Source organism: Pseudomonas sp. LBUM1644 (assembly GCF_059716195.1).
In genome coordinates, this window is the sequence record NZ_CP166812.1 from 6,035,211 (window position 1) to 6,050,896 (window position 15,686).

Here is a 15,686-nt window from a genome sequence, read left to right on the forward strand (position 1 = left end):
CAGGGGCAACAGGGTCAGAGGGGTTGATGATCATTCCCACGAGCGTGGGAACGATCAACAGATCAGAGGGTTTTTTCGAAGATTTTCGAATTACGCTGATAGTTGTAAAGCGACGCCCGCGCCGACGGCAGCCGGTCCACGCTGCTCGGTACAAACCCGCGCTCACGGAACCAGTGAGCGGTCCGGGTGGTGAGGACGAACAAGGTTTTCAACCCTTGAGCACGCGCACGGGTTTCGATCCGTTCCAGCAGTTCATCGCCACGACCGCCATGGCGATACTCGGGGTTCACCGCCAGACACGCCAACTCCCCGGCATCCGAATCGGCAATCTGATACAGCGCCGCGCAAGCGATGATCATGCCTTCGCGTTCAACCACGCTGAACTGCTCGATCTCACGCTCCAGTACCTCGCGGGAACGACGCACCAGAATCCCCTGCTCTTCCAACGGGCTGATCAGGTCCAGCAACCCGCCGACGTCTTCGATGGCCGCTTCGCGCACGACCTCGAATTGTTCCTGCGCCACCAGCGTACCGCCGCCATCGCGGGTGAAGAGTTCGGTCAGCAGCGCACCGTCTTCGACATAACTGACAATATGGCTGCGCGCCACACCGCCACGGCAGGCTTCAGCGGCGGCATCCAGCAGTTCAGCCTGATAGTTACTGCCAAGACGTTGCAGATGCGCCGGCACTTGTTGCGGGCGCAGTTCGCGAACCAGACGACCATTTTCGTCGATCAAGCCTAGGTCGGCACCGAACAGCAGCAGTTTGTCCGCACCCAGATCAATCGCTGCGCGCGTGGCGACGTCTTCGCACGCCAGGTTGAAAATTTCGCCAGTCGGCGAATAGCCCAAGGGTGACAGCAGCACGATGGAGCGCTCGTCCAGCAGGCGGTTGATGCCCTTGCGGTCGACCCGGCGCACTTCGCCGGTGTGGTGATAGTCGACGCCTTCGAGCACGCCGATGGGCCGTGCAGTCACCAGATTGCCGCCGGCCACCCGCAGACGCGAGCCCTGCATCGGCGACGAGGCCATGTCCATCGACAGCCGTGCCTCAATGGCGATGCGCAATTGGCCGACCGCATCGATCACACACTCAAGGGTCGCGGCATCCGTGATGCGCATGCCGTGGTGATAATGCGGGGTCAGGCCGCGCGCGGCGAGGCGGGTTTCGATTTGCGGACGCGAACCATGAACCAGCACCAGTCGCACACCCAGGCTATGCAGCAGCACCAGGTCGTGGACGATATTGCCGAAGTTCGGATGTTCCACGCCGTCGCCGGGCAACATGACGACAAAAGTGCAATCGCGGTGGGCGTTGATGTAGGGCGAAGCGTGACGAAGCCAATTAACGTATTCGGGCATGAACCTGGGCCTGTAATAAATAGCAGCCAAAAAATGGGCGAAACTGAAAACGCACAGCGGGCTGATGGTTATCGTCGGAACAGGCTTGGCGACACGCGCGCTCTCCTCATGAATACGGGTTGGGACACTTCCAATTTACGCACCCCGTGTAGGAGCTGCCGCAGGCTGCGATCTTTTGATCTTGATCTTATAAAAAGCAAGATCAAAAGATCGCAGCCTTCGGCAGCTCCTACAAGGTTGGCGTTCAACCGGCCGGTGTCAGGCAGTAATGTTCGATCAGTTGACGTAATAGATGCACCGTAGGCTGCAAACGTGACATTTCGAGGTATTCCCCCGGTTGATGGGCGCAGGCAATATCGCCCGGGCCAAGCACCAGCGTTTCGCAGCCAAGGCGCTGAAGATAAGGCGCTTCGGTGCCGAACGCCACTGCTTCGGCCTGATGGCCGGTCAGCTTTTCGGCGATTCGGACCAATTCCGAGTCTTCGGCCTGCTCGAACGGCGGCACTTCGGGGAACAGCGGCGCGTAGTCGATTTTCACCTGGTGCCGTTCGGCGATTGGATTGAGCTTCTGCAAAATCGCGGCGCGCAGGGCCTTCGGGTCCATGCCCGGCAATGGCCGCAAATCGAACTCCAGCGAACACTGGCCGCAGATGCGGTTGGGGTTGTCGCCGCCATGTATGCAGCCGAAGTTCATGGTTGGCGTCGGCACGCCGAACTGCGGATTACGGAATTCACGCTGCCACAGCAGGCGCAGGCCGCGCAGTTCGCCGATGGCATCGTGCATCGCTTCGAGGGCGCTGTGGCCAAGGCGCGGATCCGAAGAGTGGCCGCTCTGCCCGAGGATGTCGATGCGCTCCATCATGATGCCTTTGTGCATGCGGATCGGCTTGAGCCCGGTCGGCTCGCCAATCACCGCCGCACGCCCAAGCGGACGGCCGGCCGCGGCCAAGGCACGAGCGCCGGACATGGAGCTCTCTTCATCGCAGGTGGCAAGAATCAGCAGCGGTTGCTTGAACGGTTGGTCGAGCAAGGGTTTGACCGCCTCGATGGCCAAGGCGAAAAAGCCCTTCATGTCGCAACTGCCCAAGCCAACCCAGCGGCCGTCGACTTCGGTAAGTTTCAACGGATCGGTCTGCCACAGCGCACCATCGAACGGCACGGTGTCGCTATGACCAGCCAGCACCAGGCCACCAGGGCCGGAACCGAAACTGGCCAGCAAGTTGAATTTGCCGGGGCTGACCTGCTGAATATCGCAGGCAAAACCCAGGTCACCGAGCCACGTCGCCAGCAAGTCGATCACCGGGCGATTGGTTTGATCGAGGCTGGCTTGGGTGCAACTGACGGACGGCGTAGCGATCAGCGCAGCGAACTGATCTTTCATGGACGGCAAAGGCATCGCTGACTCCAACTCCCGAATTGAAGTCCATCATAGAACCATCCAGTTACAGGAATAAACCGTCGCGGCGCGTAGGATCAATGAGTCCTGTACACTGCACGACCTTGGCAGCCACACATTCCCCCCGGCTGCGCTCCCGATCCTGGATTTTCCGGCCATGCAGAAAGAAACCGAAATCAAACTCCGCGTCAGCCGCGAAACCCTCGCTGCCCTGCGCGAGCACCCGCTCCTGAAAAAACGCAACAAAAGTGGCTGGGAACGCCGTGAGTTGATGAATCAATACTTCGACACGCCTGAGCGCGACCTGGCCCGCGCCAAGGTTGCCCTGCGCCTGCGCCGCGATGGCGAACACGTGATTCAAACCCTCAAGACCCGCGGCCAGAGCATTGCCGGCCTGTCCGAACGTAACGAGTTCAACTGGGACCTGCCCAAAGCCAAGCTCGACGTGAAAAAACTGGATGGCGAATGCTGGCCGGAGCAACTGGCCGATCTGGACAAGAAAACCCTGAAAGGGATTTTCACCACCGATTTTGTGCGTGAATACGCCGAAATCGCCTGGGGTCGTGGCAAGACCAAAGTGGTGATTGAAGCCGCACTGGACCTCGGTCACGTGATCGTTGGCAAACAGAAAGAAGAAATCTGCGAGCTGGAGCTGGAGCTGCGCGAAGGCGATCCGGCCGCACTGTTGGAACTGGCCGCCGAGCTGGCCGCGACCCTGCCCCTGATGCCCTGTGACATCAGCAAGGCCGAGCGCGGCTATCGTTTGTACGACGCCAATAGCTACTCGCTGAGCCTGCCGGCGCCGCAGATCACCGCCGAGACTCCGCTGGACGACGCGTTCGCCGCCCTGAGCTGGCACTTGCTGGGCAGCAGTCAGCGTCTGGCCGAGCAGTATCGCTTCAACGGTCACTGGCGCCTGTTGCTGGACTGGGTCGAAAACCTGGCTGAACTGCGCGCACTGCTGAGCAGCCTCGGCCAAGCCGCACCGCGCCAGTCGACGCACGATTTGCGCCTCGCACTGGATGCCTTGCTTGAAGACTGGCGTCCACTGGTACAAGCCGGTGTCGAGGACGAAGACGTGCGTAAAGCCGCGCCGGAGCAGTTCCTCGAAGAACTCGAAGACCCGCGCTGGGGCCTGTTCTCGTTGACCACTTCGCGCTGGTTGCTGGCCCGCACCTGGGCTGCCGAGCGCAATGTCCGCGGCAATCGCCAGGGCGCGGCGCAGTTGGGCAGCTGGTTACCGCGCCTGCTGGGCGAAGAAGCCAACTCGTTGCAATTGCAGCGTTACCAGCAACAGCCGGAAGACCTGGCCGAGCAACTGCCACGTATCGAGCGCATCCAGGCCTGGCTGCACCACGCCCGCAACGTGCTGGATATCCCGGAGATGGATCGCCTGTACGGCGAGCTGAAGCAATTGGCACAACTGGCTAACGAGCCGATCACCGATGAATCGCTGGATGCGCGTAAGCAGCAGGCGATTGCGGTGTATCAGAATCGCGCCTGGAAAATGCTGCTGCGTATGTAAAACCGCAAAAAAGATCGCAGCCTTCGGCAGCTCCTACAGGGGAACGCATACCTCTGTAGGAGCTGCCGCAGGCTGCGATCTTTTGCTTCAAAGCAACACCGGCAAACTGGTCGTGGACTTGATTTCGGACAACGCCACAATCGAGTTCACCTCCTGAATCCCCGGCACCATCGACAGCTTCTCGAAGAAAAAACGCTCATACGCTTCGATGTCCGCCGTGACGATCCGCAGCAAGAAATCCACCGACCCCATCAGCACATAACACTCCAGCACTTCGGGAAAACCGCGAATGGCCTCGGTGAACTCGGTGAAGTTCGAACGCCCGTGGGCGTTAAGTTTAACCTCGGCAAAAATCTGCGTATTCAGCCCGATTTTCTTCCGGTCAAGCAGCGTGACCTGACCGCGAATGATCCCCTCCTCCTTCATCCGCTGAATGCGCCGCCAGCACGGCGACTGCGACAACCCCACCTGCTCGGCGATTTGCGCGCTGGAAAGCGAAGCGTCCTCTTGCAGCAACGCGAGAATCTTGCGGTCGTAACCATCCAGCTCGCTGTGCATAGAACTACCCTTAATTGATGCTTTAGTGAATTAAACTATTCGATAAACCGTTAATACGCCCCATCTTAGATAAGAAATGCCCCACGTCGAATGTAAAAATTCCTCCAGTGATTTTGGAGACCGAACCATGCCGCATTTAGAAGCCGTCCACACCCCACCCACCCGCGCCGATGTCTGGAACGCCAGCAACGCTCACTGCTGCGTCCACTATCAATTGCTCGCCGAGGCCGAACCGGATCTGCTGTGCCGGGCACTTAACCTGTTCGCGCTGCAGTGCCTGACGCCGCAACAGGTCAACGTGCAGCGCATGGACGATCTGCTGTCGGTCGACGTCGTCATCGATGGCCTCAGTTGGCACCGCGCCCACCTCATTGCGGAAAAATTACGTAACCTGATCAGCGTCTGCTCGGTCGAGCTGCAAGCCGCTGATTCGGCGTGGGTTGAACCGGCACAAGCGGCGGGCTGAAAAAACTCGACACGGCTTCGTCGGGTAGTGGCCCAACGGTCTGCGGGTCCGCGACTATCCTTTGCGAACTGTTGTTCATGAGGAGCCCGCATGTCCGTTCAACTTGCCATTCAGGACCGCTGGCTGGATCTCAATGATTTGCTGCGTGAGTTGGTCGCCCAAGGCTTTATCAGCCAGGACTCGGCCGAACACGCGCTCAATGCCCGACGCCGACACGCCGCCAATGGCCAGATGCACCCGCTGGAGTTCATCGCCAGCCAACACCTGGACGACCTCAGCCGTCCCGGCAAACACCTCGACCTGGAAAGCCTGACCCTGTGGCTGTCGCAGCAGGCCGGCCAGCCGTACTTGCGCATCGATCCGCTGAAAATCAACGTCGCGGCCATTACCCCGTTGATGTCCTACGCCTTCGCCCAACGCCACAAGATTCTCGCGGTCTCCATCGACCGCGATGCGGTCACCGTGGCCAGTGCCCAGCCTTACGTCATTGGCTGGGAAGCCGACCTGACCCACGTGTTGAAATTGCCGATCAAGCGCGTGGTGGCCAACCCGGTCGACATCCAGCGCTTCAGCGTGGAGTTCTTCCGCCTGGCCAAATCGGTCACCGGCGCGAACAACGCCGATCAACAGATGAACACCCTGGGCAACTTCGAACAGCTGCTCAACCTCGGCGCCAGCGACCAGGAGCCCGACGCCAACGACGCGCACATCGTCAACATTGTCGACTGGCTGTTCCAGTATGCGTTCCAGCAACGCGCCAGCGACATCCACATCGAACCCCGACGCGAGCAAGGCACCGTGCGCTTTCGCATCGATGGCGTGTTGCACAACGTCTATCAATTTCCGCCGCAAGTGACCATGGCCATTGTCAGCCGCCTGAAAAGCCTGGGACGGATGAATGTCGCGGAGAAACGCAAACCCCAGGACGGCCGGGTGAAGACCAAGACCCCGGACGGCGGCGAAGTCGAATTACGGCTATCGACATTGCCGACAGCCTTCGGCGAAAAAATGGTCATGCGGATCTTCGATCCGGAAGTGCTGCTCAAGGATTTCGATCAGTTGGGCTTCTCCACCGATGACCTGCGCCGCTGGCAAGACATGACGCGCCAGCCAAACGGCATCATCCTGGTCACTGGTCCCACGGGGTCGGGCAAGACCACCACGCTCTACACCACGCTCAAGAAACTGGCGACACCGGAGGTCAATCTCTGCACCATCGAAGACCCCATCGAGATGGTCGAGCCGGCGTTCAACCAGATGCAGGTCCAGCACAATATCGACCTGACGTTCGCCGCTGGTGTACGCGCGCTGATGCGGCAGGATCCGGACATCATCATGATCGGCGAGATCCGCGACCTCGAAACCGCAGAAATGGCCATTCAGGCGGCACTCACCGGCCACTTGGTGCTCTCGACGCTGCACACCAACGATGCGCCGAGCGCGATCAGTCGTCTGCTGGAACTCGGGGTGCCGCATTACCTGATCAAAGCCACGGTCCTCGGCGTCATGGCGCAACGCCTGGTCCGCACCTTGTGCCCGCATTGCAAGGCGCCGCTGACCCTGGGAGAAGAAGACTGGCAAACCCTGACCAAACCCTGGCAGGCGCCACTGCCGACCAACGCCCAGCGCGCCATTGGTTGCCCGGAATGCCGCGACACCGGCTACCGCGGGCGCGCCGGGGTGTACGAAATCATGCAGCTGACTGACGGCCTCAAGGCGCTGATCAATCCCGATACCGATTTGCTGGCGATCCGACGCCAGGCGTTCAAGGAAGGCATGCGCAGTTTGCGACTGTCGGGCGCGCAGAAAGTCGCGGCAGGCGTGACAACCATCGAGGAGGTGTTGCGGGTCACGCCGCAGAGCGAGCAGAAATGAATCCTTTTGTGTCTCCTGATGATGCAGGAGCTGACTGAACAGTTCTTATCCCTGACCCACGCCGCTACACTCCCGCGATCGCAACTTCATTGATCAACAGGGAATCGTTATGCAGATCGGTAGCGTGCTTTTACTTTTTGTCGGCCTCGTGGTCGCCATTCTGTTCATGGGCTTCAAGGTTGTACCTCAGGGCTACCAGTGGACGGTCGAGCGTTTCGGCCGCTACACCAACACACTCAAGCCTGGCTTGAACATCATCATTCCGGTCATGGACCGCATCGGTCGCAAGATCAACGTAATGGAAAGCGTGCTGGACATTCCGCCGCAGGAAGTCATCACCGCTGACAACGCCACGGTGCAGATCGACGCCGTGTGTTTCTTCCAGGTGGTCAACACTGCGCAAGCGGCCTACGAGGTGAACAACCTCGAGCACGCTATCCGCAACCTGCTGCAAACCAACATCCGTACCGTGCTCGGATCGATGGAACTGGACGCGATGCTCAGCCAGCGTGACGGGATCAACGAAAAACTGCTGCGCACCGTCGACGAAGCCACGGCGCCTTGGGGCATCAAGATCACCCGGATCGAGATCAAGGACATCAGCCCTCCGGCTGACTTGATGGCCGCGATGTCGGGGCAGATGAAAGCCGAGCGGATCAAGCGCGCGCAAATCCTTGAAGCCGAAGGCCTGCGAGCGGCGGCGATCCTGACCGCCGAAGGCAAGAAGCAGGCGCAGATTCTGGAGGCCGAAGGCGGGCGTCAGGCCGCGTTCCTCGAAGCCGAAGCCCGCGAACGGCAGGCCGAAGCTGAAGCCCAGGCGACCAAAGTGGTGTCCGAAGCCATCGCCGGTGGCAACGTGCAAGCCGTGAACTACTTCGTTGCACAAAAATACATCGATGCCTTGGGCAAGCTGGCGTCGGCCAACAACAGCAAAGTGATCTTGATGCCGCTCGAGGCCAGCTCGATGATCGGCGCCGTCGGCGGCATTGGCGAAATCGTCAAGGCCACCTTCGACAACAAGAAAGCCTGAGGCACGTTATGTGGGCATTCCTGCAGCATCTATCGTTCTGGGACTGGCTGGCGCTGGGCACTGTGCTGCTGATTCTCGAAGTGTTCGGCGCCGGTGGCTATCTGCTTTGGATCGGCATGGCCGCCGCTGCCGTTGGCGTGCTGACCTTCCTCATACCGGGCATGTCCTGGGAAGTGCAGTTCCTGCTGTTCGGCCTGCTCTCGATCGCCACTGCCTTGTATTGGTGGAGACGCCAGCGCAGTGCGGTGCGGGAAAGTGACCAGCCAAACCTCAATCTGCGCGGCCAGGAACTGATCGGTAAAACGTTCGTGGTTCATGAAGCGATTGTCGACGGTCGCGGCAAGATAAAGGTGGCCGATGGCGTGTGGATGGCACGAGGGCCGGACACTGCAACCGGCAGCCGTGTGCGGGTGATCGGGCAGCAAGGCGCTATTTTGCTGGTCGAACCGGCGCAATGAGCCGTGATGGAACTCGACTGGGGGATTGGCAATCAAAGGCCGTAGTTAACCCTGTGGAGTCACCCATCATGCGTTTCAAACTTGCTGTCGCTACCATCGCCCTGTTGTCCCTTCCAGTCGGTTCGGCGATGGCCGATAGCTTTTGGCGTAACGTCATCTCGTCCGGTGCCACCACCGGCTCGACCTACCTGACCTTCAAGGATCACAAGCTGATCCTTGCCGCCCAGGACGATGCAGGCAGTTTTGTTGCCAGTGACGGCGGCATCCGCGGCCCGTACCTGGAAGCCGCCATGCAGAAGGTCCGCGCCGACAACCCGGGCCTGCAGGCCACGGACATGGAACTGGCGAATGCCATTTTGGCGAAGAATGCCGTTGCCTCCGAGTAAGCGTTGTCGTTATAGAAATGCCGCTCACATGAGCGGCTTTTTTTGTCCGTTGAAAAGCAAAGATCGCAGCCTTCGGCAGCGCCTACAATGATTGGCGTCCACCTGTAGGAGCTGCCGCAGGCTGCGATCTTTTGATCTTCAGCGGTAATCATCCACCGGCACACACGCGCAAAACAGATTCCGGTCGCCGTAGACGTTATCGACGCGATTCACCGCCGGCCAATACTTATGCGCCTTGGTATGAGCATCCGGTGTTACCGCCTGCTCGATACTGTAAGGCCGCTCCCAAACCCCGGTAATGTCGGCCAAGGTGTGCGGCGAGCGTTTCAACGGATTGTCTTCGGCCGGCCAGGTGCCGTTCTGCACTTCGGTGATTTCCGCGCGGATGCTCAGCATCGCCCCGATAAAACGGTCCAGCTCCGCTTTCGATTCACTCTCGGTCGGCTCGACCATCAAGGTGCCCGGCACGGGAAACGACATGGTCGGCGCATGGAAACCGTAATCCATCAAGCGCTTGGCGACGTCTTCTTCGCTGATCCCGGTCAGCGCCTTCAGCGGTCGCAGGTCAAGGATACATTCATGAGCCACCCGTTCGTTGCGCCCGGTGTAGAGCACCGGGAACGCGCCGGACAAATGTTGCGCCAGGTAATTCGCGGCGAGGATCGCCACTTCGCTGGCGTCCGCCAGTTGCGGCCCCATCATGGCGATGTACATCCAGCTGATCGGCAGAATACTCGCGCTGCCCCAGGGTGCCGCGCTGACGGCGCCATTTTCCGCCAGGGGCCCGTCGATCGGAACCACCGGGTGATTGGCCACGAACGGCGCCAGATGCGCCCGCACACCAATCGGCCCCATGCCCGGCCCGCCGCCGCCATGGGGAATGCAGAAGGTCTTGTGCAAATTCATGTGCGAGACGTCGGCACCAATGTCTGCCGGCCGCGCCAGCCCGACTTGCGCATTGAGGTTGGCGCCATCCATGTACACCTGGCCACCGTGGCTGTGAATAACTTCACAGATTTCACTGATGCCTTCCTCATAGACGCCGTGGGTCGATGGATACGTCGCCATCAGGCAGGCGAGTTTGTCTGCGGCCTCGGCGGCTTTGCCTTTCAGGTCATCCAGATCGACGTTGCCCGCCTCGTCGCACTCGACGATGACTACGCGCATGCCGGCCATTTGCGCCGAAGCCGGGTTGGTACCGTGGGCCGAGGACGGAATCAGGCAGATATCCCGGGCACCCTGATGGCGGCTTTCGTGATATTTACGGATCGCCAGCAACCCGGCGTACTCGCCTTGGGCGCCAGAGTTGGGTTGCATGCAGATCGCATCGAAACCGGTAATCGCGCAGAGCCAGCGCTCCAGCTCCTCAATCATCAGTGAATACCCGACGGCCTGCTCTTTCGGCACAAACGGGTGCAGGTTGGCGAACTGAGGCCAGGTGATCGGGATCATTTCGCTGGTGGCGTTGAGCTTCATGGTGCAGGAGCCCAGCGGAATCATTGACTGGTTAAGCGCCAGATCCTTGTTTTCCAGTTGCTTGAGGTAACGCAGCATCTCGGTTTCGCTGTGATGGGCGCTGAATACCGGATGACGCAGATAAGGCGTGGTTCGCAGCAGTCCGTCAGGAATCCCGGAGGCCAGGTTTTCAGCGTCCAGCTGGTCGACGTTGAGCCCGTGATCGCTGCCGAGAAACACATCGAACAACTTCGCCACGGTGGTTTCATCGCAGGTTTCATCCAGGCTCAGGCCCAGCTGACCGCGCCCGAGTATGCGCAAATTGATCTGGGCGGACTTGGCGCTTTCTATGATCGCCGTCTGGGTGCCACCGACCTCGAGCGTCAGCGTGTCGAAAAAGTGTTTGTTCACGCGGGTGATGCCGTGGCGTTCCAGGCCCGCTGCGAGGATGCAGGTCAGTCGATGCACGCGCTGTGCAATCTGTTTGAGCCCTTCCGGGCCGTGATAGACCGCGTAGAAACTGGCGATGTTGGCCAGCAGCACTTGGGCGGTGCAGATGTTCGAGTTGGCCTTCTCCCGACGGATGTGCTGCTCGCGGGTTTGTAGAGCCATGCGCAACGCGGTGTTGCTGCGAGCGTCTTTGGAGACGCCGATGATCCGTCCGGGAATCGCCCGTTTGTATTCATCACGACTGGCAAAAAATGCCGCATGAGGGCCGCCGTAGCCCATCGGTACGCCAAAGCGCTGGGACGAGCCGAACACCACGTCGGCACCCAACTCTCCCGGCGGGGTCAGCAACAGCAAACTCAGTAGATCGGTTGCCACACACGCCAGCGCCTGCTGGGCGTGCAGGTGATCGATCAACGGCCGCAGATCGTGAACTTCGCCGTGGGTGTCGGGGTATTGCAGCAGCGCGCCAAACACCTGGTGCTGTTTCAAGTTATCCACAGCGTCGACGATCAGTTCGAAACCGAATCCTTCAGCCCGGGTCTGCACCACGGAAATGGTCTGGGGATGGCAGTTCTTATCAACAAAAAACAGATTGCTCTTCGACTTCGCGACGCGCTTGGCCAAGGCCATGGCTTCCGCTGCCGCCGTGGCTTCATCCAGCAGCGAGGCGTTGGCCAGCTCCAGACCGGTCAGGTCGATGGTCAATTGCTGGAAATTCAGCAGCGCTTCCAATCGGCCTTGAGCTATTTCGGGCTGATACGGCGTGTACGCCGTGTACCAACCGGGATTTTCCAGCACATTGCGCAGAATGACGGTCGGCGTGAGGGTGCCGTGATAACCCATGCCGATCAGGCTGGTCCAGACCTGATTCTGCTCGGCGTAGCCCCTGAGTTTGGCCAGCGCGGCGACTTCGTCGAGGGCGGGCGGCAGATCAAGCGCCCTGTTCAGGCGGATTCCCGGCGGCACCGTCTGCTCGATCAGCTCGACCCGGCTGCCGAGGCCAAGGCTGTCGAGCATTGCCTGCTGCTCGGCGGCATCGGGCCCGAGGTGGCGGCGAAGAAAGGCATTGGGGTCGCGTAACTGGCTCAGGGACGGCAACTGGGACATGACGGGCTCTCTCTTGACTGGCGCTCTGCGTCGATGCAACACGGTCAAACCAGCATAGCAGCCGATATTGGGGAGTCCTTGAAGATCAAAAGATCGCAGCCTTCGGCAGCTCCTACACATAGTCCCTGTAGGAGCTGCCGCAGGCTGCGATCTTTTGACTTTGTTTCACCCAAGAAAAAAGCCCCGACAAGTCGGGGCTTTGGGGAAACGCTAAACGCTTACTCGCCGATAGCAGCCTTATAACCCGCCGCATCGAGCAGCTTGTCCAGCTCAGCGGTGTTGCTTGGCTTGAGCTTGAAGATCCAGGCGCCGTACGGATCGGTGTTGAGCGCTTCAGGCGAACCGCCCAGGTCTTCATTGATCGCAATCACTTCACCGGATACCGGGGAATAAATGTCGGATGCCGCCTTGACCGACTCCACTACACCGGATTGATCACCGGCAGCGAAGACTTTTCCGACTTCGGTCAGCTCGACGAACACCACATCACCCAGCGCTTCCTGCGCGTGGTCGCTGATGCCCACGGTGACGGTGCCATCGGCTTCCAGACGGGCCCATTCGTGACTTTCGGCAAAACGCAGGTCGGCAGGGATATCGCTCATGTTCTGTGTCCTCAAGAAAATTGTCAGCGGTCGTTGCCCGCCAGAAAAGGTTAGATCAAGGTTTTGCCATGGCGTACGAAGGTCGGTTTGACCACTCGGACCGGGTACCACTTGCCACGGATTTCCACTTCTGCGCGGTCGGCAGTCGCCATCGGCACGCGCGCCAGTGCAATCGACTTGCTAAGCGTAGGAGAGAAACTACCACTGGTGATCTCCCCTTCGCCAACATTGGCGATGCGGACCACTTGATGAGCGCGCAAAACCCCTCGCTCCTCAAGGACCAGACCCACCAATTTGTGTTGTATGCCACCGTCCCGCTCGGACTCCAGCGCGGTGCGGCCAATGAACTGACGAGTGGCCGGTTCCCAGGCAATGCTCCAGGCCATATTGGACGCCAGCGGTGAAACGTCTTGATGGATGTCCTGACCGTAGAGGTTCATGCCGGCTTCGACACGCAGGGTATCTCGCGCACCAAGGCCAATCGGCGAGATCCCCGCCCCCACCAGATCGTTGAAGAAACCTGGTGCCTGATCGGCGGGGAGGATGATTTCCAGGCCGTCTTCGCCGGTATAGCCGGTGCGCGCGATGAACCAGTCACCGTCGGGCTGGCCTTCGAATGGCTTGAGCAGCTGGATCAGATTGCCACGGGACTGGGTCACCAGTTCGGAGATTTTATGCCGGGCATGTGGGCCCTGAATGGCCAGCATCGCCAACTCTGAACGCTCGTTGAGTTGCACATCGAAGCCGCCCAGGTGCGCCTGCATCCATGCCAAGTCCTGATTACGGGTGGAGGCATTGACCACCAGGCGATAGCCGTCGTCAAGACGGTAGACGATCATGTCGTCGACGATGCCGCCGTGCTCGTTGAGCATGGTGCTGTACAAGGCACGGCCGGAGCTATGCAGGCGTTCGACGTCATTGGCCAGCAAATGCTGAAGCCAGGCTTTGGCCTGAGGGCCACCGACATCGATCACGGTCATGTGGGATACATCGAAAACCCCGCAATCGCGGCGCACCTGATGGTGTTCCTCGACCTGCGAGCCGTAATGCAGAGGCATATCCCAACCGCCAAAATCGACCATCTTCGCGCCGAGTGCGAGATGAAGGTCATACAGAGGCGTACGCTGTCCCATGGGTTTCTCCTTCCGGGCGTGGCGAAGGTGCGGGCAGGTGCTGCACGGGGTGAAAGCCCTGTAATAGAAGGCTTTCAGCCGATTTCAGCTACCGGGTCTGTAGGACGGACCGCACCGAATGCCGCGCATTGTAGCCTCAAGGTGTAGGACTGACACCTAGGCGTTTCGATGCGCCGAACGTCGAATCAATCCGATGACCGGTAACAGCCCGACCAAAACCAGGGTCAGGGCCGGCAGCGAAGCCCTCGCCCATTCACCTTCACTGGTCATTTCAAAGATGCGCACCGCCAGCGTGTCCCAGCCAAACGGGCGCATCAGCAGGGTCGCAGGCATTTCCTTGAGCACGTCGACGAACACCAGCAACGCAGCGCTCAGCGTGCCGGGCAGCAATAACGGCAGATACACTTTGAAAAACAGTCGTGGCCCACTGACCCCAAGGCTACGTGCCGCTTCGGGCAAAGATGGCCGTATTCGCGCCAGGCTGCTTTCCAGCGGCCCATAAGCGACCGCAATGAAACGCACCAGATAGGCCAGCAACAATGCCGACAGGCTACCCAGCAGTAACGGCTTGCCGGCGCCCCCGAGCCAGCCCGACAGCGGAACCACCCATTCGCGATCCAGGTAACTGAACGCCAGCATGATCGACACCGCCAGCACCGAGCCGGGCAATGCGTAGCCCAAATTGGCCAGACTGACCCCGGCACGGATGGCCCGGGTCGGCGCCAGGCGTCGGGCAAACGCCAATACCAGCGCGACGCCGACGGTGATCAGCGCAGCCATGCCGCCCAGGTACAAGGTATGGACGATCAGCCCGGCGTAACGCTCATCCAGATCGAAACGCCCGCGCTGCCAGAACCACACCATCAGTTGCAGCATCGGAATGACGAAGGCGCAGGCGAACACCAGACCGCACCAACTCATCGCCGCCAGCGCCTTGAAGCCACGCAGGTGATACAGCGCCTTGACCCGCGGGCGTTCGTTGCCCGCTCTGTTGGCCCCGCGAGCGCGGCGCTCGCCGTACAACACCAGCATCACCACCAGCAGCAACAGGCTGGCCAGTTGCGCGGCGGTGGAGAGGCTGAAGAACCCGTACCAGGTTTTATAGATGGCCGTGGTGAACGTGTCGAAGTTGAACACCGACACCGCACCGAAGTCCGCCAGGGTTTCCATCAGTGCCAACGCCACGCCCGCGCCGATGGCTGGTCGAGCCATGGGCAAGGCGACGCGCCAAAACGCCTGCCATGGGGATTGCCCCAGGACTCGCGCCGCTTCCATCAGGCCTTTGCCCTGAGCCAGGAACGCGGTGCGCGCCAACAGGTAAACGTAGGGATAAAAGACCAGCACCAGGACCAGGATGACCCCGCCGGTGGAACGCACTCGCGGAAATCGCAGGCCCGTGCCGAACCAGTCACGCAGCAGTGTTTGCACGGGACCTGCGAAATCCAGCAGGCCGACGAAAACAAAGGCCAACACGTAGGCCGGAATGGCGAACGGCAGCATCAACGCCCAGTCCAGCCAACGCCGACCCGGGAATTCGCAGAGGCTGGTGAGCCAGGCGAGGCTGACCCCCAACAGTGTGACGCCGACACCGACGCCCAGCACCAGGGTCAGGGTGTTGCCCAGCAGACGCGGCATCTGGGTGTCCCAGAGGTGGGACCAGATTTGATGATCGATGGTTTGCCACGAGAGCAGCAGGACGCTGAGGGGCAGCAGGACCAGCGCAGCGATGGCGAAGACCAGGGGATACCAGCGACGTTGGGCGGGGTGGGCCAAGGCAAAGCTCTCGCGAAATCTTGAAGTGTAGGGAAAACGCAAAAAGATCGCAGCCTGCGGCAGCTCCTACAGAGTGTTCACAATCCCCCTGTAGGAGCTGCCGCAGGCTGC

General features: G+C 60.3%; 13 protein-coding genes. 6 read left to right on the plus strand and 7 right to left on the minus strand.

Features of this window, described 5'->3' with window-relative positions:
- Positions 1 to 62: 62 nt before the first annotated feature.
- Together argA and argE are read right to left on the minus strand one after the other, a co-directional pair.
- Positions 63 to 1,361, minus strand: a complete 1,299-nt coding sequence (gene argA, locus ACA052_RS27755; RefSeq protein WP_497647659.1) for an amino-acid N-acetyltransferase — start codon at positions 1,359 to 1,361, stop codon at positions 63 to 65.
- Positions 1,362 to 1,605: 244 nt separating this feature from the next.
- Positions 1,606 to 2,757, minus strand: coding sequence for an acetylornithine deacetylase (gene argE / locus ACA052_RS27760; protein WP_497647660.1), 1,152 nt, complete (start codon positions 2,755 to 2,757; stop codon positions 1,606 to 1,608).
- Between the two features lie 157 nt (positions 2,758 to 2,914).
- Between argE and ACA052_RS27765 the strand changes: the two genes are divergently transcribed.
- On the plus strand, positions 2,915 to 4,282 hold the full coding sequence (locus ACA052_RS27765) for a CYTH domain-containing protein (RefSeq protein ID WP_497647661.1): 1,368 nt from the start codon (positions 2,915 to 2,917) through the stop codon (positions 4,280 to 4,282).
- Between the two features lie 87 nt (positions 4,283 to 4,369).
- Here ACA052_RS27765 and ACA052_RS27770 read toward each other — a convergent pair whose 3' ends face one another.
- Positions 4,370 to 4,840 carry an Lrp/AsnC family transcriptional regulator gene (locus ACA052_RS27770; protein ID WP_497647662.1) on the minus strand — a complete coding sequence of 157 codons (471 nt, stop codon included), beginning with the start codon at positions 4,838 to 4,840 and terminating at the stop codon, positions 4,370 to 4,372.
- Between the two features lie 127 nt (positions 4,841 to 4,967).
- Here ACA052_RS27770 and ACA052_RS27775 point away from each other — a divergent pair, with 127 nt between their 5' ends.
- From ACA052_RS27775 to ACA052_RS27795, 5 genes are all read left to right on the plus strand, one after another.
- On the plus strand, positions 4,968 to 5,306 hold the full coding sequence (locus tag ACA052_RS27775) for an ACT-like domain-containing protein (protein ID WP_497647663.1): 339 nt from the start codon (positions 4,968 to 4,970) through the stop codon (positions 5,304 to 5,306).
- 90 nt (positions 5,307 to 5,396) lie between these two features.
- Entirely contained in the window at positions 5,397 to 7,181 is a 1,785-nt protein-coding gene (gene tfpB / locus ACA052_RS27780; protein WP_497647664.1) for a type IV pilus assembly ATPase TfpB, read from the plus strand.
- Positions 7,182 to 7,290: 109 nt separating this feature from the next.
- Positions 7,291 to 8,211: an SPFH domain-containing protein gene (locus tag ACA052_RS27785; RefSeq protein ID WP_008150402.1), complete on the plus strand. Its 921-nt coding sequence runs from the start codon at positions 7,291 to 7,293 to the stop codon at positions 8,209 to 8,211.
- A gap of 8 nt (positions 8,212 to 8,219) precedes the next feature.
- Positions 8,220 to 8,669 carry an NfeD family protein gene (locus ACA052_RS27790; RefSeq protein WP_497647665.1) on the plus strand — a complete coding sequence of 150 codons (450 nt, stop codon included), beginning with the start codon at positions 8,220 to 8,222 and terminating at the stop codon, positions 8,667 to 8,669.
- Between the two features lie 68 nt (positions 8,670 to 8,737).
- Positions 8,738 to 9,055 carry a DUF2388 domain-containing protein gene (locus ACA052_RS27795; RefSeq protein ID WP_497647666.1) on the plus strand — a complete coding sequence of 106 codons (318 nt, stop codon included), beginning with the start codon at positions 8,738 to 8,740 and terminating at the stop codon, positions 9,053 to 9,055.
- A 138-nt stretch (positions 9,056 to 9,193) separates the two neighbouring features.
- On the opposite strand, the gene gcvP is transcribed toward ACA052_RS27795, so the two are convergent.
- The 4 genes from gcvP to ACA052_RS27815 form a co-directional block, all read right to left on the minus strand.
- Entirely contained in the window at positions 9,194 to 12,067 is a 2,874-nt protein-coding gene (gene gcvP, locus ACA052_RS27800) for an aminomethyl-transferring glycine dehydrogenase (protein ID WP_497647667.1), read from the minus strand.
- A gap of 218 nt (positions 12,068 to 12,285) precedes the next feature.
- A complete protein-coding gene (gene gcvH, locus ACA052_RS27805) occupies positions 12,286 to 12,669 on the minus strand; it encodes a glycine cleavage system protein GcvH (RefSeq protein WP_497647668.1) in 384 nt (127 codons plus the stop codon).
- Positions 12,670 to 12,719: 50 nt separating this feature from the next.
- Entirely contained in the window at positions 12,720 to 13,802 is a 1,083-nt protein-coding gene (gcvT, locus tag ACA052_RS27810; protein WP_497647669.1) for a glycine cleavage system aminomethyltransferase GcvT, read from the minus strand.
- 156 nt (positions 13,803 to 13,958) lie between these two features.
- Positions 13,959 to 15,575 carry an ABC transporter permease gene (locus ACA052_RS27815; protein WP_497647670.1) on the minus strand — a complete coding sequence of 539 codons (1,617 nt, stop codon included), beginning with the start codon at positions 15,573 to 15,575 and terminating at the stop codon, positions 13,959 to 13,961.
- Positions 15,576 to 15,686 lie beyond the last annotated feature (111 nt).

Bases quoted from the DNA above. Each gene is read 5' to 3' on its own strand.
- argA (WP_497647659.1), bottom strand. From the start codon at position 1,361: ATGCCCGAATACGTTAATTGGCTTCGTCACGCTTCGCCCTACATCAAC.
- argE (WP_497647660.1), bottom strand. From the start codon at position 2,757: ATGCCTTTGCCGTCCATGAAAGATCAGTTCGCTGCGCTGATCGCTACG.
- ACA052_RS27765 (WP_497647661.1), top strand. From the start codon at position 2,915: ATGCAGAAAGAAACCGAAATCAAACTCCGCGTCAGCCGCGAAACCCTC.
- ACA052_RS27770 (WP_497647662.1), bottom strand. From the start codon at position 4,840: ATGCACAGCGAGCTGGATGGTTACGACCGCAAGATTCTCGCGTTGCTG.
- ACA052_RS27775 (WP_497647663.1), top strand. From the start codon at position 4,968: ATGCCGCATTTAGAAGCCGTCCACACCCCACCCACCCGCGCCGATGTC.
- tfpB (WP_497647664.1), top strand. From the start codon at position 5,397: ATGTCCGTTCAACTTGCCATTCAGGACCGCTGGCTGGATCTCAATGAT.
- ACA052_RS27785 (WP_008150402.1), top strand. From the start codon at position 7,291: ATGCAGATCGGTAGCGTGCTTTTACTTTTTGTCGGCCTCGTGGTCGCC.
- ACA052_RS27790 (WP_497647665.1), top strand. From the start codon at position 8,220: ATGTGGGCATTCCTGCAGCATCTATCGTTCTGGGACTGGCTGGCGCTG.
- ACA052_RS27795 (WP_497647666.1), top strand. From the start codon at position 8,738: ATGCGTTTCAAACTTGCTGTCGCTACCATCGCCCTGTTGTCCCTTCCA.
- gcvP (WP_497647667.1), bottom strand. From the start codon at position 12,067: ATGTCCCAGTTGCCGTCCCTGAGCCAGTTACGCGACCCCAATGCCTTT.
- gcvH (WP_497647668.1), bottom strand. From the start codon at position 12,669: ATGAGCGATATCCCTGCCGACCTGCGTTTTGCCGAAAGTCACGAATGG.
- gcvT (WP_497647669.1), bottom strand. From the start codon at position 13,802: ATGGGACAGCGTACGCCTCTGTATGACCTTCATCTCGCACTCGGCGCG.